The 24,800-nt window shown below is 45.1% G+C and carries 20 protein-coding genes; 14 read left to right on the top strand and 6 right to left on the bottom strand.

Features of this window, described 5'->3' with window-relative positions:
* Positions 1 to 131 precede the first annotated feature (131 nt).
* The 5 genes from ACSQ2E_RS17285 (at position 132) to ACSQ2E_RS17265 (ending at position 5,623) form a co-directional block, all read left to right on the top strand.
* Positions 132 to 1,052: a methyl-accepting chemotaxis protein gene (locus ACSQ2E_RS17285; RefSeq protein ID WP_435992522.1), complete on the top strand. Its 921-nt coding sequence runs from the start codon at positions 132 to 134 to the stop codon at positions 1,050 to 1,052.
* Positions 1,053 to 1,638: 586 nt separating this feature from the next.
* Positions 1,639 to 2,904 carry a GTPase HflX gene (gene hflX / locus ACSQ2E_RS17280; protein WP_435992521.1) on the top strand — a complete coding sequence of 422 codons (1,266 nt, stop codon included), beginning with the start codon at positions 1,639 to 1,641 and terminating at the stop codon, positions 2,902 to 2,904.
* 208 nt (positions 2,905 to 3,112) lie between these two features.
* Positions 3,113 to 3,589: a DUF2243 domain-containing protein gene (locus tag ACSQ2E_RS17275; RefSeq protein ID WP_435992520.1), complete on the top strand. Its 477-nt coding sequence runs from the start codon at positions 3,113 to 3,115 to the stop codon at positions 3,587 to 3,589.
* Positions 3,579 to 4,403, top strand: a complete 825-nt coding sequence (locus ACSQ2E_RS17270) for a cytochrome c oxidase assembly protein (RefSeq protein WP_435992519.1) — start codon at positions 3,579 to 3,581, stop codon at positions 4,401 to 4,403. The genes ACSQ2E_RS17275 and ACSQ2E_RS17270 overlap by 11 nt, the downstream gene beginning before the upstream one ends.
* 152 nt (positions 4,404 to 4,555) lie before the next feature.
* Positions 4,556 to 5,623, top strand: coding sequence for a carbohydrate-binding protein (locus ACSQ2E_RS17265; RefSeq protein ID WP_435992518.1), 1,068 nt, complete (start codon positions 4,556 to 4,558; stop codon positions 5,621 to 5,623).
* A 44-nt stretch (positions 5,624 to 5,667) separates the two neighbouring features.
* Here the strand turns inward: ACSQ2E_RS17265 and ACSQ2E_RS17260 are convergent, their stop codons facing one another.
* The 3 genes from ACSQ2E_RS17260 to ACSQ2E_RS17250 form a co-directional block, all read right to left on the bottom strand.
* On the bottom strand, positions 5,668 to 7,086 hold the full coding sequence (locus ACSQ2E_RS17260; protein ID WP_435992516.1) for an alanine/glycine:cation symporter family protein: 1,419 nt from the start codon (positions 7,084 to 7,086) through the stop codon (positions 5,668 to 5,670).
* A gap of 274 nt (positions 7,087 to 7,360) precedes the next feature.
* A complete protein-coding gene (locus tag ACSQ2E_RS17255) occupies positions 7,361 to 8,464 on the bottom strand; it encodes a DUF1648 domain-containing protein (protein WP_435992514.1) in 1,104 nt (367 codons plus the stop codon).
* 3 nt (positions 8,465 to 8,467) lie between these two features.
* Positions 8,468 to 8,851 carry a GntR family transcriptional regulator gene (locus ACSQ2E_RS17250; RefSeq protein ID WP_435992512.1) on the bottom strand — a complete coding sequence of 128 codons (384 nt, stop codon included), beginning with the start codon at positions 8,849 to 8,851 and terminating at the stop codon, positions 8,468 to 8,470.
* A gap of 269 nt (positions 8,852 to 9,120) precedes the next feature.
* Between ACSQ2E_RS17250 and ACSQ2E_RS17245 the strand changes: the two genes are divergently transcribed.
* The 4 genes from ACSQ2E_RS17245 to ACSQ2E_RS17230 all read left to right on the top strand — a co-directional run bounded on the left by ACSQ2E_RS17245 (position 9,121) and on the right by ACSQ2E_RS17230 (position 15,145).
* Positions 9,121 to 10,821: a transglutaminase domain-containing protein gene (locus tag ACSQ2E_RS17245; protein WP_435992510.1), complete on the top strand. Its 1,701-nt coding sequence runs from the start codon at positions 9,121 to 9,123 to the stop codon at positions 10,819 to 10,821.
* 131 nt (positions 10,822 to 10,952) lie between these two features.
* A complete protein-coding gene (locus tag ACSQ2E_RS17240; RefSeq protein WP_435992508.1) occupies positions 10,953 to 13,181 on the top strand; it encodes a bifunctional diguanylate cyclase/phosphodiesterase in 2,229 nt (742 codons plus the stop codon).
* Positions 13,182 to 13,391: 210 nt separating this feature from the next.
* Positions 13,392 to 14,429, top strand: coding sequence for a hypothetical protein (locus ACSQ2E_RS17235; protein ID WP_435992506.1), 1,038 nt, complete (start codon positions 13,392 to 13,394; stop codon positions 14,427 to 14,429).
* On the top strand, positions 14,426 to 15,145 hold the full coding sequence (locus tag ACSQ2E_RS17230) for a sulfite exporter TauE/SafE family protein (RefSeq protein ID WP_435992504.1): 720 nt from the start codon (positions 14,426 to 14,428) through the stop codon (positions 15,143 to 15,145). Before ACSQ2E_RS17235 ends, ACSQ2E_RS17230 begins: the two co-directional genes overlap by 4 nt.
* Positions 15,146 to 15,195: 50 nt before the next feature.
* Here ACSQ2E_RS17230 and ACSQ2E_RS17225 read toward each other — a convergent pair whose 3' ends face one another.
* The gene (locus ACSQ2E_RS17225) at positions 15,196 to 15,552 is read right to left on the bottom strand and encodes a DUF488 domain-containing protein (protein ID WP_435992502.1); all 357 of its coding nucleotides are present in this window, start codon (positions 15,550 to 15,552) and stop codon (positions 15,196 to 15,198) included.
* Between the two features lie 201 nt (positions 15,553 to 15,753).
* On the opposite strand from ACSQ2E_RS17225, the gene ACSQ2E_RS17220 reads away from it, so the two are divergent.
* From ACSQ2E_RS17220 to ACSQ2E_RS17210, 3 genes are all read left to right on the top strand, one after another.
* Complete coding sequence (locus ACSQ2E_RS17220; RefSeq protein ID WP_435992500.1) at positions 15,754 to 16,446, top strand: ABC transporter ATP-binding protein; 693 nt, start codon at positions 15,754 to 15,756, stop codon at positions 16,444 to 16,446.
* Positions 16,443 to 20,990, top strand: a complete 4,548-nt coding sequence (locus ACSQ2E_RS17215; protein ID WP_435992498.1) for an FtsX-like permease family protein — start codon at positions 16,443 to 16,445, stop codon at positions 20,988 to 20,990. The genes ACSQ2E_RS17220 and ACSQ2E_RS17215 overlap by 4 nt, the downstream gene beginning before the upstream one ends.
* Before the next feature lie 182 nt (positions 20,991 to 21,172).
* Entirely contained in the window at positions 21,173 to 21,790 is a 618-nt protein-coding gene (locus ACSQ2E_RS17210; protein WP_435992496.1) for a LysE family translocator, read from the top strand.
* A gap of 98 nt (positions 21,791 to 21,888) precedes the next feature.
* Here ACSQ2E_RS17210 and ACSQ2E_RS17205 read toward each other — a convergent pair whose 3' ends face one another.
* Positions 21,889 to 22,221 carry a winged helix-turn-helix transcriptional regulator gene (locus tag ACSQ2E_RS17205; protein WP_435992494.1) on the bottom strand — a complete coding sequence of 111 codons (333 nt, stop codon included), beginning with the start codon at positions 22,219 to 22,221 and terminating at the stop codon, positions 21,889 to 21,891.
* A gap of 132 nt (positions 22,222 to 22,353) precedes the next feature.
* Here ACSQ2E_RS17205 and ACSQ2E_RS17200 point away from each other — a divergent pair, with 132 nt between their 5' ends.
* Complete coding sequence (locus ACSQ2E_RS17200) at positions 22,354 to 22,848, top strand: lactoylglutathione lyase family protein (protein WP_034762355.1); 495 nt, start codon at positions 22,354 to 22,356, stop codon at positions 22,846 to 22,848.
* A gap of 122 nt (positions 22,849 to 22,970) precedes the next feature.
* Complete coding sequence (locus tag ACSQ2E_RS17195) at positions 22,971 to 23,429, top strand: GNAT family N-acetyltransferase (RefSeq protein WP_435994611.1); 459 nt, start codon at positions 22,971 to 22,973, stop codon at positions 23,427 to 23,429.
* Between the two features lie 66 nt (positions 23,430 to 23,495).
* Here ACSQ2E_RS17195 and brnQ read toward each other — a convergent pair whose 3' ends face one another.
* Entirely contained in the window at positions 23,496 to 24,794 is a 1,299-nt protein-coding gene (brnQ, locus tag ACSQ2E_RS17190; RefSeq protein WP_435992492.1) for a branched-chain amino acid transport system II carrier protein, read from the bottom strand.
* Positions 24,795 to 24,800 lie beyond the last annotated feature (6 nt).

Raw genomic sequence — 24,800 nt, 5'->3', positions numbered from 1 at the left:
GAATAGGAGCGAGTGGCGCAACCGGCCAGCACACGCCAAACTGAGAGCCTTCATAAAAACGACTACTATCTCTTTGGTACATATTTGTTTTGTTTCTACAAATTTTTTTGAAAAAGAGGAAGTGTTGCGAAGTGCTGAAAGCAAGATCAAGAAATAGTACTCAAGTGTTTGGGGAGTCTGCTTTACTTGCAGCCATCGAAGAATCGCTTGCCATGATTGAATTCGATGTTAACGGAAATGTGCTATGGGTGAACGGGAATTTCGCAAATACGATGGAATATGATGCAGAAGAAATGATTGGGTTGCACCATCAGGCATTTTGTACAATGGAGTTTGCCGGAAGTCTGGAGTATAAGAAATTGTGGCGGGACTTAAGGAGTGGGAGAAGCTTTCAGGAGAAAATTCAGCGGGTCACGAAGACTGGGAAACTCCTTTGGCTGGAGGCTACATATACACCAGTTTATAACGAAGAAGGAAAGCTAGAAGGTGTTGTGAAGATCGCGACGGATATTACGGAACGGGAAACCACAATTGAAAAGGTCGCTTCTGAATTACAGAAGATGTCTGAAGAGTTAAGCGTAAAAGCGGAGCAGGGTATTACAAGAAGTGAAGAAGCGGCTATGGCCACCGGGAAGCTGGTGCAGGACTCGAATGAAAATATGGAAACGCTGAAGTCTCTTACTCTGCAGGCAAATTCAATCGGTAATATTGTCAAAACGATTAGGGACATTGCGACTCAAACCAATCTTCTTGCGCTGAATGCTGCCATTGAAGCGGCACGGGCCGGAGAACATGGGAGAGGATTCAATGTCGTAGCCGGAGAAGTCAGAAAGCTTGCCACAAGGGTCCAGGATTCAATTCAGGAAGTGAACTCCCATGTGGAAGGAATCACAGGAGAGATCAAAAAAATCAATGAAGGAACGGTCCGGTCACAATCAGGCATTTCAAATAACCAGGACCGCAACCAACAGGCCGTCCTCGCATTCAAAGAAATCGGCAGTGCAGCCCGAAGACTCGATCTCCAAGCACGAGACTTCAAAGATCTCCTGTAAGCTTGAGGGACGGACCTCCAATTTTTCCCCGATCCGTTTGTGAATCAATCGGAAAAGAGGAAAGATTGGGGGTTCTTTTCTTTAGTAAGGTAATGTGGTGAGGGACGGACCTCGAAATAACCTTTGCAGGACCTCTTGATCAATGGAATTGGAGGTCCGTCCCTCAAACCATATCTTCCCATCCTTCACAGGGTGTGGTAGAATGGGTGTAACTTATGAGAAATGGAGGTTTTCCTTTTGATTTTGATCAGACTACGCATCCGCAATTTGAACGCTTAATTGAATAAGTTCAAAGGCTCTGCCTGTGTGCAGGGTAAATGGGATTGGTCTGACTATTTTTAAAGGAATTCTTCATTCGACGTGAAATGAAGGAAGGGAGTGCGTATGACACTCTCTTAAAAATAGAATTGAATACTTACCGAGAGGCGCTATTGTGTGTTTTTAATGAAAAACACGCCAGGGGAAAATGCGGTCTTCTTCTTATGCCATTGGTAGATTCAAATCCATTTACAAAAAGCACAGGCGGAGGCCTGTGCTTTTTTCTGCACCATCATGACCAAAATAAACAAACAGGAGTGACTATGTAATGGAAGAAAGATTAAAAGCCATCGCCATAGGCGTTAATACGAAGGATAAGAACAATGACTTTGAGTATTCTATCTTAGAGCTGAAAGGGTTGGCAGATGCCAGGCAAATCGATGTCGTGGGCGAACTCACTCAAAACCTGCCTCGGCCGAATCACGTGCATTATATTGGAAAAGGGAAGATTGACGAACTGTTGCCGCTTATTGAAGAATGGGAAGCGGATGTCTTGATTACAAATGATGAACTTGCACCTTCTCAGATCCGGGTCCTCGAGGAAAAGCTTGATGTCCGGGTGATGGACAGAACGATGCTGATTCTTGATATTTTTGCAGAGCGGGCGAAAACCCGTGAAGCACAGCTGCAAGTTGAGGTGGCACAGCTGCAATACATGCTGCCCCGCCTGGTTGGACGCCGGGAATCACTGGGTCGTCAAGGTGGCGGGTCGGGACTGGCCAACCGAGGAGCCGGTGAAACGAAGCTTGAGCTTGACCGCCGTCGTATTGAAGAAAAAATTACAGCCTTGAATAAAGAACTGGATTCATTAGTCGATCTGCGAACCACACAGCGAAAGCAGCGGAAAAAGAGAGAAATCCCCGTCGTCTCTCTTGTCGGATACACGAATGCGGGTAAATCGACGACCATGAATGCATTTGTGGAAACCTTCCATCCGAACGAGAACAAGCAGGTCTTTGAGAAGGATATGTTATTTGCGACCTTGGAGACATCCGTAAGAAACATCACCCTGCCGGACAAAAAAGAATTTCTCCTGACAGATACGGTCGGGTTCGTGAACAAACTGCCCCATCAACTGGTCAAGGCGTTCCGCTCCACTCTTGAAGAAGTGCTGGAAGCGGATCTCATCATACATGTGGTAGACTATTCTGATCCACATCATGAGAAATTGATGAACGTGACTGACAAAACGCTTGAAGGCATTGGAGTAGGAGATATTCCGGTCATCTATGCCTTTAATAAAGCAGAGTTAGTGGAAGGAGAAGTTCCCAGAGTCGAAAAGGATCGAATTTATTTATCGGCCAAGAAGAGAATCGGGGTGGACGAATTGCTCCAAGTTGTGAAAAGCTATATTTTTAAAGACTATAAAAAGTGTCAGATGCTTATACCATTTGATCAAGGTCATTTGATATCTTATTTCAATGAACAAGCAAATGTAGTGGAAACAGAATATGAAGAATCAGGGACGAAATTGACACTTGAGTGCAAGGTAAGTGACTTTGAGAAGTATCAACAGTATATCATTCAGGATTAACATTGAAAGACAGGGCCTTTTTCTAATCGAAAGGTCCTGTTTTTTACTTTTACTATTGCCGGGTACTTCACGGTAAACCTATCAAGAATAGGTTCAGACCGGCATTTCAATACATCAACTGGACACTTTGCACCCGTATATGAAAAGTTTACCTACATACAGGAAAGGGTAGAGTGGCTAATAATTTACAAAGGAGGATGCTGTAACGATGATAGCAAACTACACAAAGACGTCTTCAACTCGGAATCTATGGTCCGGTATCTTATTTGGCATGGGGATCGTGGCATTTATCGATGAAGCTGTATTTCATCAGTTGCTTCATTGGCATCATTTTTATGACAAGTCCACCACATCGATCGGGCTCGTATCTGATGGTTTTTTTCATGCATTTAGCTGGTTTGCTACTATCGGAGGTTTGTTTATGTTTGCTGACTTACGCCGTAAAAAAGGGCTGTGGAAGAAAAGATGGTGGGGAGGCATTCTGCTTGGAGCAGGAGGGTTTCAATTGTATGACGGGACAGTGCAGCATAAGCTGATGGGGCTTCATCAGATCCGTTATGTGGAGAATCTCCTTATGTATGATGTAGTCTGGAATGCGAGTGCGGCGGCTATGATTCTTGTCGGGGTCGTAATGGTTGTAAATACGAGATATAAAAAATATGAGAATACTGCAAATGCAAACTGATCATTCTATCTTAAACGTATCTCAAGGCGCGGGCTCGAATTCCCATATTCTTCTAGCCGTGCCTTTTATAGTTGTATTAGCACTGTACCTCCTTGCTGTGGTAGTTTCCAATCGTAAGCATAAACAATGGCCGGTTTCCCGTACCATCTTATGGATCATCGGTGTCGGCTGTGCTTTGGTTGCTGTATCAGGACCGGTGGCTCAGCGGGCACATATGGAGTTTTCTTTTCATATGCTTGGTCATCTGCTTTTAGGAATGCTGGCCCCTCTTCTCTTGGTACTTGCTGCTCCGGTCACACTTACACTGCGGACGTTGCCAGTCACCCTTGCCAGGAGACTGTCCTACATACTTAAAAGCCGCATTATGGGATTGGTGAGTGACCCCATTGTCGCTGCCATCCTCAATATTGGAGGTCTGTGGGTTCTTTATACCACCCGTTTGTACGAGGCCATGCATCACGATATACTCCTATATTTATTCATACACATCCACGTCTTCCTGGCTGGATATCTCTTTACAATTTCCATGATCTATATTGATCCGGCCCCGCATAGAACAGGATATATTTACAGAGGGATTGTATTGATTCTTGCCTTGAGCGGCCATGGCATTTTGTCTAAATACATTTATGCTCACCCTCCGATTGGAATACCCCGCGAGCAGGCACAGAGTGGAGGGATGCTTATGTATTATGGCGGTGATATGATTGATTTGATTCTGATCGTAATCTTTTGTTATCAGTGGTATAAGGCGGTTCGCCCTAAGAGCAAAGACAATAAAAATTTCGAGGAGCCACAGCCGTTTAAAGGCTAATTCCGTTCATAAGGGTAAAAGCACCTAGGTTTAGGGTGCTTTTTTTCTTTATTGAAAAGTATACTTTTAACCTTTACAAAAAAATCGTCAATCATTGTACATGCTCACCCATCTGGGCTTCTGCATACAGTAGGCTTGAGGAGGGATGCAGTATGTTTTTTCAACGACGCCATCCGGTTTATCCAACAGCGTATGAGTGCTGCCCATTTGGAGCAGAAGTAAGAAATGATTATGAAGATATGTATTTACCTCATACTTATCAGCAATACGTTCCACACCAGGATTACTATCCGCAGAACTATTCTTTTCAGGGATATGCCCCAGAGTCTGTTTATACGGATCCATTCGACTCCCGGGCCAACTGGAGGGAATGGGAGGATCTTGGTGCACCGCCACGGGGAATGAAGGGTTCACCTGCCGTTGCATCCTGGCAGGCAAACCGGCTGGATACGTTTGTCAGAAGTGAAAACGATAGAATGTATCATAAGTGGTGGGACGGTTCCCGCTGGAGTAATTGGGAGGACCTCGGAGCTCCAAGGCGGGGATTAAAGAGTTCGCCGGCTGCCGTATCCTGGGGCAGAAACAGGATTGACACCTTTGTAAGGGGGAATCGGGATACTCTCTTTCATAAATGGTGGGACGGCAGAAGATGGAGTGAATGGGAAGACCTTGGTGGACCGCCCCGGGGCTTCAAGGGAGATCCGGCGGTATCATCCTGGTCCGCCAATCGACTGGATGTGTTCGTCCAGGGATACGACAATAATCTTTGGCATAAATGGTGGGACGGCAGTAACTGGAGTCAGTGGGAGAATCTTGGCGCTCCAAGAGGCGGCTTGAGGGACTCACCTGGTGCCGTATCATGGGGACCAGATCGGATCGATTGCTTTGTACGTGGAAACAATGACCGGATGTGGCATAAGTGGTGGAACGGTTCAAGGTGGAGTAATTGGGAAGATCTCGGATCGCCGCCTCGTGGTTTTGAAGGGGCTCCGGCAGCTTCTTCATGGGCAACCAATCGAATCGACACCTTCGTCCGTGGAGACAACAACAATATGTGGCACAAATGGTGGAACGGTTCCCGTTGGAGCAACTGGGAGGATCTTGGTGCACCACGGGGAGGCGTGCGTTCATCACCGGGAGTCGTTTCCTGGGGACCGAACCGGGTGGATGCCTTTACCAGAGGAAGAAATGACCATATGTGGCATAAGTGGTATGCCTGATCAAATTCAAAAAACCGGTGTGACAGGGGTCACACCGGTTTTCTTTAACTTGCTTTTCTTTTCGGACGAGCTTCCATCATCGGCATGTATTCGTTGAAATAATGATTTGTCTCCGAAACGATGACTTTATAGAGTAATAGTAATGCAATCAGGTTCGGAATCATCATCAAGGCATTGGACATGTCTGCAAAGGCCCATACCAGGTTTAGATTCGCCACTGCCCCAAGTCCAGTCGCAATAATATAAATAAGCCTGTAGGAGTTGGCAAATCGATAGTTTGTCAAATACTCGAAGCATTTCTCTCCGTACATGTACCATCCGACGATCGTCGAGAATCCGAAGAAGATGACTGAGAAGGATACGATATATTCTCCGACTACACCGAGAGCATGTCCAAACGCGGCGCTCGTCAATGCCCCGCCATCAAGGCTCGGAGCATGCTCGACACCGGATATCGCTCCACCTGTCGGATCCCAGAAACCTGTGATTAAAAGAACGAGACCGGTCATCGTACACACGATGATCGTGACGATGAATGTTCCTGTCATGGCGACAAGTGCCTGTTTGACCGGGTGGTCGGTTTTCGCATTGCCGGCAATCAGGGCTGCTGTACCAAGACCTGCTTCGTTTGAGAAGATTCCTCTTGATACCCCGCTTCTGATCGCTTCTGAAATAATGATCCCTGTAAACCCACCTGCAGCTGCCACAGGATTGAATGCGTAGAAGAAAATCATTTTAAACGCTGGAATGATCATATCGTAATTTAAGACGATAATCAGAAGTGAGCCACCGATGTACAGGAACGCCATGACCGGGACAAAGAAGGAAGCGACGGTACTGATCCGCTGAATCCCTCCGAAGATAATCAATCCTGTCAGGACAGCGAGAACGATTCCTGTTACGAGATTGTCAATGTGAAAGCTTGTATTCATGACGTCTGCAATCGTATTGGACTGCACGCTGTTCCCGATGCCGAGAGCGGCGAATGCACCGAACAATGCGAATGCCACGGCCAGCCACTTCCACTTACTTCCGAGCCCCTTTTCTACATAATACATAGGACCACCGGAGTATTCCCCGTTTTTATTCTTTACACGGTATTTCATGGCAAGCAGGGCTTCTGCGTATTTCGTGGCCATCCCAAGCAGACCGACGATCCACATCCAGAAGATCGCCCCGGGTCCTCCGATGGTCAGAGCCGTGGCCACTCCGGCAATATTCCCATTGCCAATCGTTGCAGATAAAGCCGTCATCAGCGTTTTGAAGTTACTGATATCCCCCTCTGATTGATCAGAGGATGTGGAAGGCTTCTCTTTCGTGAAAGCAAGTTTAAAAGCATACATCAGTTTACGGAACTGAAGTCCTTTCAGCATAAATGTTAAGAATAGACCCGTACCGAATAATAGTACTAAACTTGGTGTCCCCCATAAGAATGAATTAATCTTGTCTAGCACATCTAACATAGAATCCTCCTTGTCATCTCGTGTTGTAAACGTTTTCTTTGTGAGTTTCCATCTACTATTTATATAGTATTCCGAACAATCTGTCCATAACAATTGTCGAATTTCCAGAGATTGAGCCTTTTTCAGTAGGGACGGACCTCGGTTTCAGGTGAATAATGGAAGAGTTCAGGAGGAAGACAAAACGTGGAAATAGTATAACGAAAGGGACGGAGCTCAAATCAGCAGGACGTTTGCCTCACGTCTTTGCTTGATTTTTGAGGTCCGTCCCTCTATATCATAATAGTGTCACGATTAGTATAACGAGGAGTGGTCCGATGAGGACGATGTATCCCAAGGGTCTTGCAAAGTTCATTGTCCACCCTACTCCGAAGCGTTTTTCGACGAAGATGGAAGGGTCTTCGGGATTGAAGTAGAAGAGGCCACCTTTCCAGTATTGATCGTCGTCAGCGTTGATCACATCTCCAGAGCTTTCATCGATGATTTCAACATCCAGGTCTGAATCCTTTTTCCCCACTTTAATGGCGAGTATGACTGTCCCAATCAGGACAAGTGCAGAGAAGGCTAGTGGCATCGTGATGATCAGCAGGTCACTGACGCTGTTTTCGTACAGAGTGGTGAACTGCAGGAACGTAAACAGCATGGAAACCAGGATGGAGATGAAGAACAATAGCCAGCTCGTGTACTTTCGAAGGCGCAGCTGACGGACGCGGGAAGACTTGACATTCCCTGCGCTCAGCTTGATGCCGGAATTTCTTGTGAGTTCATTGATCCCGAGGAACATGGCATTCATTACCAGTAGCACGAGAGGAAGGGTTAAAGCAGAAAGATATGTTTTACTGGTGAAAGCATCAGGCTTACCATCCGGTCCCCAGTGGGTAGGAATCTGTTCAGGAAGGCTGGCGTAATTTAATAAAGTAAACACCACTAACCCGACTGTTATGACCATGGGGACGACATATACGATCCATGGGAGCATTTCATCTTTCGTCCTGAGGTTCAACTCAGAAATGCGAACCTGTTTTCGGTCCTTGAACCACTGCTCTTGCTTTTTCATTTGCGTCACTTTCATATGAAAATAAAAATAGAGAGCCATTGAAATGAATAAGATGACAAAGGGCATAAACAATCCCGCAAATATGAGGTGGTTTTCGGTGAGAGTGTTCATGGTTGCCCAAATGAAATAGGTGACCAACACGATGATTGAGACGAACAATGTCAGGATGGCATAAAGTTTTTTATAATGACGAAGTTGGGCATTCTTTACCTCCTCAACAGGAATGGTTACACCGAATACCACCGTTCGTTTCACAATGAAAGGAACCGCCATTTGAAGTGCTGCCAGAAATCCTACCGTGACGAAAATAAGTGTCATTTCCATTTTTTAATCCCCCTTAACGTTTGAAATGATGGACGCGACTAATTCGGCAATCTCTTTTTCGCTCATGCCGGCGACCAGTGATTCGACTAAAATCGGCCGTAATCCTTCTGAAATCTGATTCAACCTTTGCGGGGGAATCGTTCCCTCGGAAGGTGAACAGATGACGGCACCCGATTTCGGAACAATCCGGATCACTCCTTTGCTTTCCAATTCATGATAGCTTTTATTCACGGTATGCATGTTCACACCAAGGTCACCGGCAAGACCCCGTACAGAAGGAAGAATATCCCCTGGAAGCAATTCGCTCCTGACAATCCCTTCCATGATCCCGTTTGTTACCTGAGCATAAATCGGAGTATTCGATTGAGGTTCAATTTGGATAAACAAAGTGTCACCTCCTAGTTTTGTTATATGTTAAGTATAACAGAATTGTTCTAGTGTGTGTAGAACAAAAATAAAAAAACTTCCAGAAAAAGTTAGAATATTGGTTGTTTAGTGGTTATGATTATGAGGGACGGACCTCACATCAGTCTCGAATTTAACAGTTGTCATCAAAATTAGCGGTCCGTCCCTCTATTAATAGTAAAATAGAATCAGAAACTAATATCTGTCTGGTTCGTATGTGTAGGTAGAAAAGAAGTTTTGAGGAGGAAGACATGGGGGAGAAACGTTCGTTTTTGATTTTAGTTCTGTGTTTATTGAGTAGTTTTTTGTTTGTGACGGCATGCAGTGACTCGAATGCCAGCGGTGGGGAAACGAAAGCCGATAAAAGAGAAGAAGATCCGTATGAAAAAGAAGTAAAGAAAATGAATAAAGAAATCGGGGAAGAAGAGCCTCTGAAACTTACATCCTACAGCGAGGAAATCGGCGTCACAATCGAAGAGCCGGCATATAAAGAATTCGCTGCAAATGGAAAGGTAAGCGTGAAGGGGGAAATTGAAAAGTATCAAGATCTGAAATCGGACTTTGCCTGGATAAAGGTCAGGGCGAATGAAGAAGGACCTGGAGGAAGGCAACTCGAATATTACACACCGATCGAAGACGGCAAGTTCAAACAGGATATCCATTTTTTTAACGGGGAAGGGGAGTATAGCGTCTCCGTGCAACTCCCAAGCAAGGACCGTGAAAATTACTACTATGATACGGCGTCTTTTACCGTCCATAATGTAAATCCTGAGATCAATAGGGATGTGACCCTGACACCGTTTGGCCAGGATGCCGAACTGTCATTAAAAACGAAATCCAGCTATGTTAAAGGCAACGAAGTCTTTTCTTTAAAAGGGGGGGCTGCGAGTCTCTCGGATGAAGACACGATCATGCTCAGACTAAAGAAGGATTCAGATCACTGGAAGCAAGTCATCCCCGTGAAGGATGGGGAATTTAACTATGATGTTCCCTTGTTTTACGGAAAAGGGGTTCACGAGCTTGAAGTGCTGGTTCCGGATGGAGACCGTGAAAATTACTACCAGACGGCGACCACTCTTCTTATAGATAACGAGTCCGACCGGGTGATGAGCCCGATTGAGTATGCGGATACGTATCGTGAGCGGGGAGTGATCCTTGAATCTCCTCAATTTGGGGGAGAGGAGTCGGAGGGCCAATACAGGATAAAAGGAAGCATCGATCCGGAAGCAGAATTCGGCCAGGAAACGACGCATATTTATATCACCACGAAAAAAGGGGAGGACGAAGCGTTGGATGTCATCCCGGTTGAAGATTTCAACTTTGATGATTCGTTTTACCTGCGCTTTGGGCCGGGAACGTATGAAGTGACCCTCAGTGTACCTGAAATCAAGGAAGAGAACAGTGATTACTTCAGGTTTTTCGGCTTTGCGAAGTTCGAAGTCGAATCCACAGGGGAAGACAAGCGGGATCTCCTGCCTTCACGCGGTGTTCAGTCGGACTCCCCTGAAATTAAGAAGCAGGCAGAAACCGTCACTTCAGGAAAATCAAGTGACAGGGACAAGGCAAAAGCCATCTATGATTATGTCGCAAAGAATGTCTCTTATGATGTTAAAAAGTATGAAAACGATGATTTTAACTGGGATGACAGTGCATTGAAAACATTGGAATCCAAAACCGGCGTGTGCCAGGATTATGCGTATCTGGCGATTGCCATGCTTCGTGCCAGCGATATTGAGGCGAGATTCGTGGAAGGCAGGGCAGGCGGTATTTTCCCGGGAAGGCATGCGTGGGTGGAAGCGAATCTTGATGGGGAATGGGTGACTCTGGATCCGACATGGGGATCCGGTTACTTGAAGGACGGTAAGTTCGTCCCTGCATTCAATGAAGATTATTTCGATCCGGATATGAATGAATTTAAGAAGACGCATACACGGACGGGTGTGTCGTATTGAATGAAGAACCAACTCTTACTAGCAGGAGTTGGTTTTTTGAAAAGGTGATACAGGAAATTTTTAGCTGTATTGTGAATGAAAGTCATAAATAGTACACTTGGATAAGTAGAAATTCTATATTCAGGAGCGTAATGATGTTTTTTACACAAAATAAAAAAACAGTCCTCATACTTTTTATCACCATGATCTTCTTAGAAATCCTCGATTTTTCATGGAAGACAATCGATCAACCTAATCGTGAAGGGTCGCTATTTCTTCACACAGGTTTAGTGTTCTGTATGCTTGCTCTATTGTTTATCCTCTTTAGGGGGAATTGGAATGCTTCCAGGGAACTATCCAACAGCAATAAGAATTTAAACAGTATTTTCGAGACGCTGGATGTAGCCATCTGGTCTCATGATTTGAAATCAGATGTTCTATTGATCACTCCGGGCATTGAAAAGTTGTATGGGTATCCATTGAATGATTTCTATCAGGATACACTGCTGTGGAAAAAAGTGATTTATCCTGAAGACATGCCGGTATTGGAAGAGAGGGCGAAGAATCTTGGTTCCGGTCAGGCATGTGTAAGTATTTACCGGATCGTAAGGCCTGATGGCCAGGTTCGCTGGATACAGGACAGGGGCATTCCGACATTGGATCAACACGGGGAAATGACTTCTTTTACGAGTGTGTTGTTTGATATCACCAACCGAAAGGAAAGTGAAGATCAATATCGCAGTTTAGTAGACTTGTCACCGGATATCATTGCAGTGATCAGTGACCGAACCTTTGATTATATAAATGAAGCGGGAAGCAGGCTGATAGGCGCAGATAGCCCGGCAGACATCATAAACCAGAATGTCTCCCGATTTACAAGTGCTGAAAATATCAGGAGGATAAGGGAAGAAACCCATGGCTCTACCTCAGGTGAACGTTTTGAACTGACCGTTTATCGCCTTAACGGTGAAGAGATAGAGTTGGAGATTTCCGCTATGCCCATTTTATATGGTGGAAGGATGGCCATACAATTGGTTGGCAGGGATATCACGAATCGAAAGAAAGCTGAGAAAACGATTCATGCCATGGCCTATTATGACTCACTGACCGGACTTCCAAATCGAAATAAATTCAAACAACATTTAAGCGGATCTTTACGTGACAATCCGGATCAATCGATGGCGATATTATTTTTGGATCTGGACCGATTTAAAGTCATTAATGATACAAAAGGGCATTCGACTGGAGATGCTATATTAGGGAAGGTCGCCTTTCGATTGACAAAGGTGGTAAACGATCAAGGGATTGTTTTTAGACAAGGGGGAGATGAATTTATTATCATTCTCTCCAACATGAGTGAAGAAGAGGTTGCAGCAACGACGAAAGAAATTTTACAAAGTTTCATTAGTCCGATATTCATCCAAGAACAGGAATTCTTTGTGACCCCGAGTATCGGTATCAGTATGTATCCAAAGGATGGGAAAGAGCAGGAGAGTTTAATTAAACATGCTGACACAGCTATGTATTTAGCTAAGGAGCAAGGGAAGAACAACTATCAATTCTATTATCCGGAACTCGAAAAGGCTTCGTCAAGGAATATGGAGATTGAAAATGGGTTGCGAAAGGTATTGGAATTCGACCAATTATGCCTCCATTATCAGCCGAAAGTGGACCTCGATACCCGTAATATAATTGGGGTAGAAGCGTTGATACGCTGGGAGCATCCTACACTGGGGATGGTTTCTCCGGCTGAATTTATTCCACTGGCAGAAGAGACCGGGTTGATCATTCCCATCGGGGAGTGGGTTTTGAGAGAGGCTTGTAAACAAAGTAAAGAGTGGGAAGAGACCGGAAAGGGCAGCATTCCTGTTGCTGTCAATATATCCGTCAGACAGATTAAGGATGGCGGGTTTGTTGAAATGGTAAAAGAAATTTTATCAGAATACGAGTTTGAACCGAACCGACTTGAGCTGGAAATAACAGAGAGCATTATGCAGGACTTTGAAATATCAACGAATGTCCTCAATCAGTTGAAAAAGGTTGGCGTCATGATCTCCATGGATGACTTTGGAACGGGTTACTCATCGTTGAGTAATTTAAGACACTTACCGATTGATAGTATTAAAATCGATAAATCATTCGTGGATGATATTATGGAAGATTCCAATCAGGTTTCCATTGTCAAAGCCATCATTGATATGAGTCAAAATATGAATTTTACAACCATTGCAGAAGGCATCGAAACGGAAAATCAAATGCAGTTCCTGAAACGGAATGGATGTCAGGTTGGACAAGGGTATCATTTCAGCAGGCCATTGCCTGCTTCTGAGTTGCGATTATCTTTAATCGGCCTGAAAACGACGCAAGTTAAGATGATATAAGTGAGGGACGGACCTCCAATTCGTAATGAACCAAATGGTTTTATTGCTTATTGGAGGTCCGTTCCTCTTTTCGATTGAGAAATGTTAAACTTATATAGTTGGTATATCTCGAGTTTAGGAGGAAAGTTTGTGAATATGAATACGAGGTGCCCGGAGTTTCATTCGGCTCCGCTTTACAACAAGCAGAAAGGAGGTCTCTAAAGTAGAAAGATGAGGACTGAAGAAAATAAAAACAGCATCCATCCAGCATCAGGTGCCATCATTATGGCTCTTGGAATCTTTCTTTATGCTGCCATTGATGCGTTTACATGGGTGAATCACATCCCCGTAAAAATACTAAGTGTTTCCTTAATTGTGCTGACTGCCATTATATATAAATCTCTTATTAAGCAGTTGTTAAATAAATCAGATAGAATTCTTTTACTATCGAAACCTGTACCTTCATTCATCATTGGATCATGGATTGCAGGTATTTCGGTATTGAGTAATGTGGTCGTCAAATATTTTCCTGATATGAGCGTGGCGGTTCAGGTTGTCATGCTATTTAATACCATGATGTGGCTCGGTTTTATGGCAAGCTGCGTCTACCAGTTTAAAGAGATGGTGAAACGGCCGACCGCATACTCCACTCATGGTGTTGTGTTATTATCTACCGTTGCCACCCAGTCAGTTGTGGTTTTTTGGGTGAAGGTTTATCCTTCTCTTCCAGAGGGATTGCTGATTGGGGCGATATCACTGGGAACCATTTTTTATTTGATTGGGTTTACACTGATGATCGTTCGTTATGTCAGAGGAAACCGCTGGACACTCATTGATGATTGGCCGAGTACAAACTGTATCATTCACGGTGCTTTATCCATTACGGGCCTTGCCATCGTGTCTTCTGGGATGTTGTCCGGAAGAATGATAATGTTTTTCTGGCTGCTTGTATTTGTCCTTCTGATTGGAGTGGAATGGTTGGAAATGGTGAGAGCGGTCAAGCGGATTCAGAAACTGGGGTGGAAAAAGGGGATTTTCACCTATCATATTAGTCAGTGGTCGCGGAATTTCACCTTTGGAATGTTCTATGCTTTTACGATGACCATGCATGCTAATCCTTATTATTTGAATAGCTTCTATCCGTTTCATGAGGAGTTCTTACATGTTTGGGCGTGGATTGTGTGTCTATTTCTCATAATCGAGATTGGTTTATGGGTGAGGTCAAATCGATATTTGCATGAAAGTGTGAGTAAGGAGCGTGTGTCGTGAGTACATTTATCTTGTTTCTGGCGATCATTTTATGTGCATCTATCCTGCAAACCAGTACCGGGTTCGGATTTTCCATCATGGCTACACCTTTTCTATTGCTCTTATATCCACCTAAAGAAGCGATTCAGATTAATTTGATCTTATCCCTGGTGATCTCACTGGCACTGATTGTGAAAATCAGGCGGGATATAGACTTTTCACTTGTAAAAAGGTTTGTGGTGGGGAGCATGCCTGGCTTATTCCTTGGAATATTGGTTTTTACTCTTATTGATATGAGTCTCCTAAAAGTAGTGATCAGCCTGGTCATCATCTTGCTCACGATTTTACTTATCATGAAATTCCGCATTAGGCAGTCGACTACACGGGACTTTCTGGCAGGAGGATTGTCAGGTGTGCTGACCACGAGTATCGGTATGCCAGGGCCGCCCCTGCTTCTGTATTTTTCAGGCACCGGAACAAAGAAAGAGACACTTCGGGGCACCACCCTTGCCTTTTATTTGTTCATCTATCTCGTCAGTCTATGGATCCAGGTGGAAGTTGCCGGAACCACTCTGACCGTTTGGAAATCAAGCCTGCAAGCATTACCAGTAGTAGCGATTGGCTTAATCACAGGACAAGCATTATTCAGCAAAATCAATCAAAAGCTCTTTCAAATCGTTACTTACGTACTCCTCTTATTTACCGGCATCTATCTTTTGATCGAAAGTATTTTTTGAGGGACGGACCTTCAATCAGCGAATGTTGCTGATGTAGAGGTCCGTCCCTCTTACATATCCTCCAGGATTTCTTTAAGCACGACGGCATGGTTGTGCTTCTCATCTTTTGCTCCGTAGAGAAGGACTAGGCGTTCATTTTCTGCCATTTCCTTCAGTTCCCGCAATTTTTTTTGTTTTTCTTCGTCTTGGTGGAGTTCGTCTTTATAGGCTTGTTTGAACTTCACGAACTTTTCAGGGTCGTGGTTAAACCACTTCCGTAAAGCGGGGCTGGGTGTAATATCTTTCATCCACTCCTCAAGGTCTGCATCTTCTTTCGATATTCCACGGGGCCAGATACGGTCAATCAAGATTCGGTGACCTCCTAATCGGGGAGGTTCCTCATAGATTCGTTTCAAAATGATAGACATCGTAAACCCTCCTTCTATTATCAGGATAAATGGGAATGGGGGAAGAAGCAACGATTAGAAATCTATGAAAACTCATCCCTACCTATAGCCCTATCATCCAAACATCAAGGTCCGTCCCTCATGGGTTTTCAAATATTTGTAATGCATTTGTAGTATTTCTGTTATAATTGTTAAAAAATTCAAAATAAAGGGGGCTTTTGGATGGTTAGTGGGGTCAAGGTCGATGGGGTATCTAAGGTATATAAAGGTGAAGGTGTAGAGACGTATGCTTTATTGAATGTAACGGCTGAATTTCAACAAGGGGAATTTGTCTCTGTGGTAGGCTCATCCGGCTCGGGAAAGTCAACGCTATTGAGTGTGATCGGGACGTTGGACCGTCCGACAGGTGGAAGTATCTTATTCGAGTCAAAGGATGTAACTGAATTCAGTCAGAGGGAGATGGCGGATTTCAGGTTTGAGAACATCGGTTTTATCTTTCAACAATTTCATTTGATCCCTACGATGACGGCATTGGAGAATGTGATGGCACCTCTTTTCTCAAGGAAAGTTCCATATGATAAAAAACAGCGGGCGAAAGAATTGTTGGAATCGATAGGTCTTGGGGATAAGTTAGGTTCCCTTCCTTCTCAATTGTCAGGCGGGCAGCAGCAGAGGGTCGCGATTGCACGTGCATTGGTACACGAGCCTAAGTGGTTGCTGGCCGATGAACCGACAGGCAACCTGGATACGGAAACGGGGGACCTTATCTTTCAAATCATTAAGTCACTCAATAAGGAAAAAGGCTGTGGGGTCATCTTTGTCACCCATGACTCCGAACTTGCTCTGAAAGCGGATCGAATCATTGAAATGAAGGATGGCAGGATCGTGTCTGATCGGGTGGTGGAACCCATATGATCCGATTTATATGGAATACGTGGTGGCGGAACAAGCAACGGTTCATCCTCTTGATCATCGGAGTCCTCCTTTTAAGTGTCGGACTGAGTTATCTCGTCGGGATGACGCAAACCAACAATGGAACAATTGTGAATGAACTGCAAAAAAGATGGAAATCTTCCTATCACATGGTTGTAAGGCCGCCTGATTCAAGAAGTGTCACGGAAGAGATGAATCTATTGGAACCGAACTATCTGAGTGGACTCGACGGAGGCATCACGCTGGAACAATATGAAGTGATCAAAGGAATGGACGATGTCAAGATTGCGGCACCCATCTCTATGGTGGGCTATGTATTCAATGACGTCCAGATGGGACAGTTAAATATAACAGAGCCGGGTATTTACAGGTTGAATCAAAAAGAAACGGTTCAGACCGGGGCGAAAGCGGAAGTCAACGATGGGAATTATTATTTTACAGTCGGGGGCGGACAGTATTCGATGGACCCGGCATATGGGGTTGGTGAGTCATTAGGTGAATTATCCTACGGTACACAGGTCCTCGTTGCAGGGATCGATCCCGAACAGGAAGCGAAGCTTGTCGGACTGGACAATGCTATGGTGGCGGGAAAAGGGAGCCGATATTTTTCAGAGAATGACGAGGTCATGGATATACCTCTGGGAGATAGTTTGACTGATACGTCGATACCGGTCATTCTAAGCAACCGTGAATTCGTTGATGGGGAAATACACTATACAGTGGAAAAGCTCGATATGCCATTTGATCCCGACAATCAGGATGCAACGATGGAAAAAGTGAAGAAAAATGGCGGGGAGAAATATTTAGAGGAGCAAGCAGGGAGTGTCGTGGAAGAAAGGAGTTTTACGACAGAGGAAGCGCACGAAAAAATTGTCAATACCGTCATGAACCCAAGTTTCGAATCAGGTTTGGGAGGTATGAGCTGGATGGCCCTCAAGCCGTCTCCGGTCGAATACAAACCGGTGTCGAGCCCGTTTCAGGAAAGGTGGGCTTTCAGTTACGAAGTGGAACCATACAGCTTACCGAAGGATTCTCTCCTGGCTGTCGATCAGGCGTACAGGCCGGTTGAGACGTTCGGAGAGGATAGCTCAAGCTGGCCGCGGCTTCGGCTCGATTACATCGGGATCTTTGATGCCCAGAAGCTGACCATTTCGAAAGATCCCTTGACGGAGCTTCCCGTCGAAACGTACTTTCCTTCGAAAGCCAGCTGGGTATTAGATGAGAAAGGGGATCCCATCAATCCTCCTGTCACGATGAAGCCTGCAAACAATCCTTATGGTTTCCTGACCAAGCCTCCTTTGATGTTGACGACACTGGATGCGGCAGCTCATGTCCTGGGGGATAAACCCATCTCAGCCATACGTGTCAACGTGAAGGGGGTTGACAGCTTCAATGAAGAAAGTGAAGCCGCCCTTCAAAAAGTGGCAAAAGAAATCGAAGAAAATACGGGTTTGATCGTGGATGTCACGTTAGGTTCCTCCCCGCAGCCTGCTTTGACTCATATCCCTGGCATACAGGGGGAAAAGGGCTTTGGCTGGATCGAACAGCCGTGGATTAAGATCGGTTCTTCCATCACGATTTTTAAAGAAGCAAAGCTTGGGGTGTCAGGAGTGGTGGGGAGCGTCATCCTGGTGGCGATCGTGTATGTGTTTTCATCGAATCTCATCATGATGTATGCACGGAAGAAGGAGTTTGCCGTTTTACTTTCCCTGGGATGGCGTCCGAATCAGCTTTCCAAGCTCCTGCTCCTTGAAGCGTTATTGCTGGGTATCGTCGTATCTTTTATCAGCTGGCTCATCCTGGCATGGTTTACAGTGGCAGGTGAACTGGAAACATCCTATATTCGAGTCGCCCTCATCGGATTGATCGGACTGACCATTTATATCGCGGGTGCAGTCATTCCCGCCTATCTTGTGAAAAAAATCAGACCATACGAAGCGATGCGATCAGGGGAAATCTCCCTTAAACACAAACGGGTGGCAAGGTCTGAATCAGTGGTCGGAATGGCCATCAATTCAATGGTGTCCAGGTGGAAACGGACCGTTCTATCCGTCGTTTCCATGGGTCTGCCGACGGGTCTTCTTGTCTTTTACTTATTCATCACCTTTCGATTGAAAGGAGTCATGTATACGACCTGGTTAGGGGAGTACGTGGCCATGGAAGTAAGTACGATGCATTATGTGGCAATGGGGATCGCCCTCTCGATCGCCATCCTGACTACGGCTGAAATCATCTGGCAGAATGTAGCTGAGAGACAGCCCGAAATATCGGTGTTTAAAGCCCTTGGCTGGAAAAATGGGACCGTCCGGATGCTTGTCATTCTGGAAGGGATGTTTTCAGGGGCACTTGCCGGTTTCGTTGGCCTGATTTTTGCCTTTACGTTAGTTTGGAAGGTTTACGGAAGCTTCCCTTTCACCCTTTGGTGGATCTATGGGGCCGCCCTATCAATCCCGGTCGTCACTGGAATCATCGCAGCCGTCCTGCCTGCGGGGAAGGCAGCCAATACTCCTCCTTATCAAGGGCTGAATGGAGGATACAGCAACGATAAGAAAGTGGAAAAGCAATTCAAATACATTCTTTCAGGCGCTGCTGTCATCCTCCTCCTCTGTGTCATGACTTTAGTGGGGAAGGGTATTCCCGAAGTGCAGAAAGTTGAAACCGCCAAAGTGGTATCTCCCGTGAAAGAACAAGGAACGGAAGGAAAAACAACAGCGGTCTTTGCTCCGGAAAAGAAAGAGGAGGCTGAACTACAAAAGGATGCTCCCCTCGCATTTTTAAAAGCAAAAGAACTTGCAGGAAAACAGGCAGAGCTGGGTGAAAAACTGGAGCTTGATCAGCAAACGATCCTTATTGAGTCACCGAGTAAAACACCACCCGAATTAAAGGCAAAAAAAAGTCATCAGCTCATCACGATTCCTGTCAGCTGGGACGTTAAATATAGTGATCCCAATACAACCAGCCTCTCATTCAAACCAGGTGCCTATTTCCTATTGGATGAAAAGGAGAAGAAGTATTATCCATTGAAAACGGACATTGTGGATGCACTCAATTATCGTGGGGGGAGATTGAAGTTCCCAGGTAGAGTGACGGCTTTATTGACGTTTGAAGTGCCCGAGAAGTATCAGCGCTTTCTGATAAGCGGAAGGATTCCTGATCATCCCAAAGATGTAGTGGCGGAACTTACGAGAGAAGACCTGAGAAAAAGCAGAGAGCCATTTTCATTGAAGGAAACCGGTGTTTCCCCTGGTGCAACAGGGGATTATACGATGAAGATAAAAATGGATAAGGAGAAAAAATGGAGTGTGGAGACTGACATCAGAGTGACCAATCATTCGGAAGAAGCATTTGAGGATATTGGATTTTATTTTATTCCGAATGCATTTACGGAAAAAAATAAACCGGATTTCCTTAAAGATCATGCGGAAACGAGTATTCACTCGATCAATAGTACCGGTGAGGATCTCCAGTACTCCTTAAATGGGAATCAGCTCCTTGTCGATCTTGATGAAAAGCTCCAGCCTGGTGAAACGAAATCGATCAGTATAGACTACCGCTTGAAACTTCCGGAAGATGGATTGCGGTTATCGCAGAAAGGGGAAGACTTCTTTCTGGCACAGTGGTATCCGATGCTTGCGACGTATCAAGATGGTTGGGATATTGAACCTTTCGATCCCAAAGGCGAATCATATGATACAACCTATGGAAATTATCATGTTTCCTTTGAAACTCCAGAGGAATATTTGGTGGCAAGCTCTGGGGAAGATGGATCGGAAGAACCGGTGAATAAAGGGGAAATCGAAGGAGGCAGCATCCGGGATTTCTATCTCGCATTCCTGAACCCGGATGAATGGGAACAAAAAACAGAAAAAGTGAAAGTTGGGATGTATCGAAACGTGGCCATCCGTGCTTTTATGAAAAAGGAACAGGAATCCATTATGGTTGATGTGCTCAAAAAAGCAGCAGATTCATTTCTTTTTTACCATGATAACATCGGTGAGAATCCGACCGGTGAACTGGATCTCATTGCAAATAATGGGGACATGGAATACTCCAATATCGTGGAAATATCGGGTGATCCCGATGGCTATGAACATCCACTGGTCCATGAAATCGCCCATCAATGGTTCTACCAGGGAGTGGCGAACAATCCTTATCGGGATGCATGGCTTGATGAAAGTCTCGCAGAGTTACTATCCTCCTACTATCTCGCATATGCATATAAGGACGAGGGAAAAGCCTTTGCCTTTTCGAATCAAGTGTTGAACACGGTGAAGCCGGAAAAGTTCTTGAATACACCCCTCAATGAATTTCAGCAGAATTATGTTTCAACTGTGTACGGAAAAGGGCCGAACCTGTTGAATGATTTCTTCGAGAATAATGGGGGACGAACGGAAGCTTTGAACTTCCTGTCGGCTTATTACAAAGAGTATCAATTCAAACATGTAGATTCGAACACCTTTGCACAGTTCTTCGAAGAATACTATGAAGGCAGCCAAAAAGAATTCCTGACAGGATGGCTTGAATAGAAAGTGAGAGGGACGGACCTCCAAACGGTTCTCTTGGAATTCATTGAGGGATATGTTGGAGGTCCGTCCCTCCTTGTGATAATCATTTCATCTGGACAAACACTGATGATGGATCTTCCTAATGAAGGTTCTTCTTGTTGTTACAATCAGATATGTTTTCTTCAGAATAAGGAGAGGGAACAATGACTGCTGCATTACTGTTTTTAAAGAGCGTTATTATAGGAGTGGCCATTGCTGCACCTGTTGGACCTGTGGGGATCCTTTGCATACATAGGACACTGGCATATGGGAGGCGGACAGGTTTCTTATCAGGGTTGGGAGCTGCCACGGCAGATGCCTTATATGGGTTGATTGCCGTTATGGGGCTCACGGTCGTTTCCGGCTTCCTTATGGCTCATCAGTTCTGGATTCAAGTATGGGGAGGGGTATTCCTTTTGCTGTTGGGTTGGAAGACTTTCACCTCACAACCGGCTGCATTATACGCAGGGGGGCTGGATACTCCTTCGTCGGTGAAAGGATTTTTGTCCGTTTTCTTATTAACGCTCACGAATCCGATGACCATTCTTGCCTTTATCGCGATCTTCGGGGTGTTTCGGGTGGCAGGTCCTGAGGATTTCCTGACCTCTTTGACAGTGGTATCGGGAGTGTTTTCCGGTTCTGCTCTATGGTGGGGGATACTTGCCTTCGTGGGTGGCTGGATAAGCAGCAGGCTCGGACCAGACTCACTAAAAATAATTAATCGAGCAGCGGGCATCGTCCTAACAATATTCAGTGTACTCTTTTTGATTGACCTGATATAATCTGCGGCACGGGTTTAATTGAGGGACGGACCTCCAAAAGGGATTTCTACTTTACATAAGGTACCCGCTTGGAGGTCCGTCCCTCTCTCTCTCTCTTCTTAGAAATCCCCATGCTCATTTCCCCACTGGTGCATGTGGTGGAGGATGGGCATGAGGGTCATGCCGAGGTCGGTCATGGAGTATTCGACTTTAGGGGGGATGGTGTCGTATTGGGTGCGGTTGATGAATCCTTCTTCTTCGAGTTCTTTCAGCTGCTGGCTCAGTACTTTGTGGGCGACACCTGGAAGAAGACGGCGGAGTTCATTGTACCGGTGAGTGCCCTCCATCCCGAGGTGCCAGAGGATGACGGTCTTCCATTTACCTCCGATTTTCCTCAATGTGTACTCAATTGAACACTTCAGTTTTCCGTCTTGATCGATGGGGATATCCATATCTTTAACCAGTCCTTTCTTACCTAAAGGTTAGTTTCTCACAAAAAAGTGCATTCTTACATAGATACGCTTCTCTTCGTATAATGAAGTCGTGTTAGATGAAACTAATCAAAACAAAGGAGGAACCATTCAATGTTACCATATCCAAGATCATTTTCTCATATAGGACTATCCGTCCCAAGCCTTGAAGAAGCGATAAAATTTTACCAGGAGGTATTCGGCTGGTACGTCATCATGGAACCTTCCGATGTCGAAAATGACGACACGGCGATCGGTCAGATGTGCCGCGACGTGTTCGGAAACGACTGGGAGAAGTTCAGAATCGCCCACATGGCAACAGGTGATAAAATCGGGATCGAGCTATTTGAATTCCCTCATAATGAAAAACCGGAGAATAACTTCGAGTATTGGAAGACTGGATTATTCCATTTCTGTATCCAGGACCCCGATGTAGAAGGCATGGTCGAAAAGATCAAGCAGCACGGAGGAAAGCAGCGTATGCCGGTCCGTGAGTATTATCCCGGTGAAAAACCGTACCGCATGGTGTATGTGGAGGATCCATTCGGAAATATTTTCGAGATTTATTCCCACAGCTATGAATTAACTTACTCCGATGGGGCTTACTAATTGATGAAAAAAAGGCATGTTCTATGTTTGGGCGTGCCTTTTTTCTTTTTTGAAAGAGGTTTTCTGTAATGGATGAAGAATGTAATAGTGTTACATTCCATAAGGGAGAGAGGAAAACCGCCATGAAAATAATTGAATTACATAAGGATTCAAGCATGTTTGAACAAGCAGTGAAGGTGTTCTGGGAACAATGGGGTAATGAGGATAATTACAGGTTCTACCATGACTGCATGTTTCATTCCTGTCATACCGAAGCGGATCTTCCCCGTTTTTATATCGCTGTTCGTGAGGGGGAAATCATCGGCACGTACGCATTGCTAAGAAACGATCTTAACAGCCGTCAGGACCTGTTTCCGTGGTTTGCATGTCTGTATGTTCACCCTGACCAGAGAGGGGACGGACTTGGTTCTGCCCTCCTTGACCATGCTCTCCGGGAAGCTCATAAAAAAGGGTACAACTGGCTTTACCTGACGACTGACCTGGAAGGATATTATGAAAAATACGGGTGGACTCATGCAACCGAAGCCATTGGTCTCAGTGGAGGTTCTATGAAAGTTTATCAAAAACAGACCAGTATATAAAAAGCAGCAAGGGGAATGTGATGGGTCACATCCTCTTGCTGCTTTTTTTTTTGAGAGGTCCGTCCCTCAAATGATTTTCTTCTGAAAGAGGTCCAGACCGTATCCGATGATGGCGGCCAATAGGGCGGGGGTGGTCCAGGCAAGTCCATTTGCACTTAAGGGAAGATGGCTGATGGCTCCCTGTATTCCTTCCATTTTCAGGTTGAGGCTTGCGAGCATTTCGTATAAGGAAAAGACCGCTGCTATGCTGACACCATACACATACATCCTTCTGCTTTCCCCGAAGAAGTGCTGAAAGAGGGAAAGGGCTACGAGCACAATCGCCACGGGATAAATGAGAACAAGCAGGGGGGTGGCGACCTTTAAGATCATATTCAGCCCCAGGTTGGTCACGGCCATCCCGATCAGGATAAAAATCAGTACATATGCTTTATATGAGTATCTTGGATAAATCTCATGAAAAAAGCGCCCGCATGCATTGATCAGTCCGATGCATGTCGTCAAACAGGCAATCATCACAATCAAACCAAAAAGGAAATTGCCACTGTACCCAAATAGTTGCTGGGATGCTAACACGAGTATTTCTGCACCATTACTGATAGGTGCTTCATGGGGAATTACCCGTCCGATCCACCCGAGGGAAAGATACACCATCACCAATCCGATGGCGGCAATCATTCCGGCACTGATGGTTCCCCGGATCAGCTCTTTTTTACCGGAAGCTCCTTTATCTTTTAATCCATTGATGATGACAATACCGAATGCCAGGGCTGCCACGGCATCCATCGTGAAATACCCTTCAAGGAAGCCTTTCAGGAACGGTGCTGACTGGAACTTTTCTGTCGCTTTCACGTCAATATAATCAAAGGTGAAAAAAGCCCGTAAGCATAGTACCGCTAATACTATAAGTAATATGGGTGTTAAAAATTGTCCGACGAGATCAATCACTTTTTTAGGATTGATGCTGAGCAAGTAGGTCAACCCAAAGAAAGCGATCGAGAATAATAATAATGGAAGCCGCCCTTCCACACTGACCATTTGCAGAAATCCCAATTCGTACGCCACATTGGAAGCTCTCGGGATTCCGTATAGAGCACCGATGGACAAATAAATCACAACGGCAAAAACAATCCCGAACAAGGGGTGGACTCGTTCACCAATCGATAATAATCCATTTTTTGAAAGGGATACGGAAATGATCGTTAAAAAAGGCAGGAACACTGCCGTTAAAATAAATCCGGCAATCGCTGCTAGAAAGTGGGTTCCGGATTCCATCCCGAGATAGGGCGGAAATATTAAATTCCCAGCACCAAAAAATAACGAAAAAAGCATGAATCCCGAAATCAGGACATCTCTTTTTCTCATACACAC

The organism is Rossellomorea sp. LjRoot5 (assembly GCF_964253455.1).
GTDB lineage: Bacteria > Bacillota > Bacilli > Bacillales > Bacillaceae_B > Rossellomorea.
Note: the sequence above shows the minus strand (reverse complement) of the source record. Positions and strands in the feature narration are given on the sequence as shown.

Excerpts from the sequence above, each read along its gene's own strand:
- hflX (WP_435992521.1), top strand. The coding sequence starts at position 1,639 with ATGGAAGAAAGATTAAAAGCCATCGCCATAGGCGTTAATACGAAGGAT.
- ACSQ2E_RS17275 (WP_435992520.1), top strand. The coding sequence starts at position 3,113 with ATGATAGCAAACTACACAAAGACGTCTTCAACTCGGAATCTATGGTCC.
- ACSQ2E_RS17270 (WP_435992519.1), top strand. The coding sequence starts at position 3,579 with ATGCAAACTGATCATTCTATCTTAAACGTATCTCAAGGCGCGGGCTCG.
- ACSQ2E_RS17265 (WP_435992518.1), top strand. The coding sequence starts at position 4,556 with ATGTTTTTTCAACGACGCCATCCGGTTTATCCAACAGCGTATGAGTGC.
- ACSQ2E_RS17260 (WP_435992516.1), bottom strand. The coding sequence starts at position 7,086 with ATGTTAGATGTGCTAGACAAGATTAATTCATTCTTATGGGGGACACCA.
- ACSQ2E_RS17255 (WP_435992514.1), bottom strand. The coding sequence starts at position 8,464 with ATGGAAATGACACTTATTTTCGTCACGGTAGGATTTCTGGCAGCACTT.
- ACSQ2E_RS17245 (WP_435992510.1), top strand. The coding sequence starts at position 9,121 with ATGGGGGAGAAACGTTCGTTTTTGATTTTAGTTCTGTGTTTATTGAGT.
- ACSQ2E_RS17240 (WP_435992508.1), top strand. The coding sequence starts at position 10,953 with ATGATGTTTTTTACACAAAATAAAAAAACAGTCCTCATACTTTTTATC.
- ACSQ2E_RS17235 (WP_435992506.1), top strand. The coding sequence starts at position 13,392 with ATGAGGACTGAAGAAAATAAAAACAGCATCCATCCAGCATCAGGTGCC.
- ACSQ2E_RS17225 (WP_435992502.1), bottom strand. The coding sequence starts at position 15,552 with ATGTCTATCATTTTGAAACGAATCTATGAGGAACCTCCCCGATTAGGA.
- ACSQ2E_RS17220 (WP_435992500.1), top strand. The coding sequence starts at position 15,754 with ATGGTTAGTGGGGTCAAGGTCGATGGGGTATCTAAGGTATATAAAGGT.
- ACSQ2E_RS17215 (WP_435992498.1), top strand. The coding sequence starts at position 16,443 with ATGATCCGATTTATATGGAATACGTGGTGGCGGAACAAGCAACGGTTC.
- ACSQ2E_RS17210 (WP_435992496.1), top strand. The coding sequence starts at position 21,173 with ATGACTGCTGCATTACTGTTTTTAAAGAGCGTTATTATAGGAGTGGCC.
- ACSQ2E_RS17205 (WP_435992494.1), bottom strand. The coding sequence starts at position 22,221 with ATGGATATCCCCATCGATCAAGACGGAAAACTGAAGTGTTCAATTGAG.
- ACSQ2E_RS17200 (WP_034762355.1), top strand. The coding sequence starts at position 22,354 with ATGTTACCATATCCAAGATCATTTTCTCATATAGGACTATCCGTCCCA.
- ACSQ2E_RS17195 (WP_435994611.1), top strand. The coding sequence starts at position 22,971 with ATGAAAATAATTGAATTACATAAGGATTCAAGCATGTTTGAACAAGCA.
- brnQ (WP_435992492.1), bottom strand. The coding sequence starts at position 24,794 with ATGAGAAAAAGAGATGTCCTGATTTCGGGATTCATGCTTTTTTCGTTA.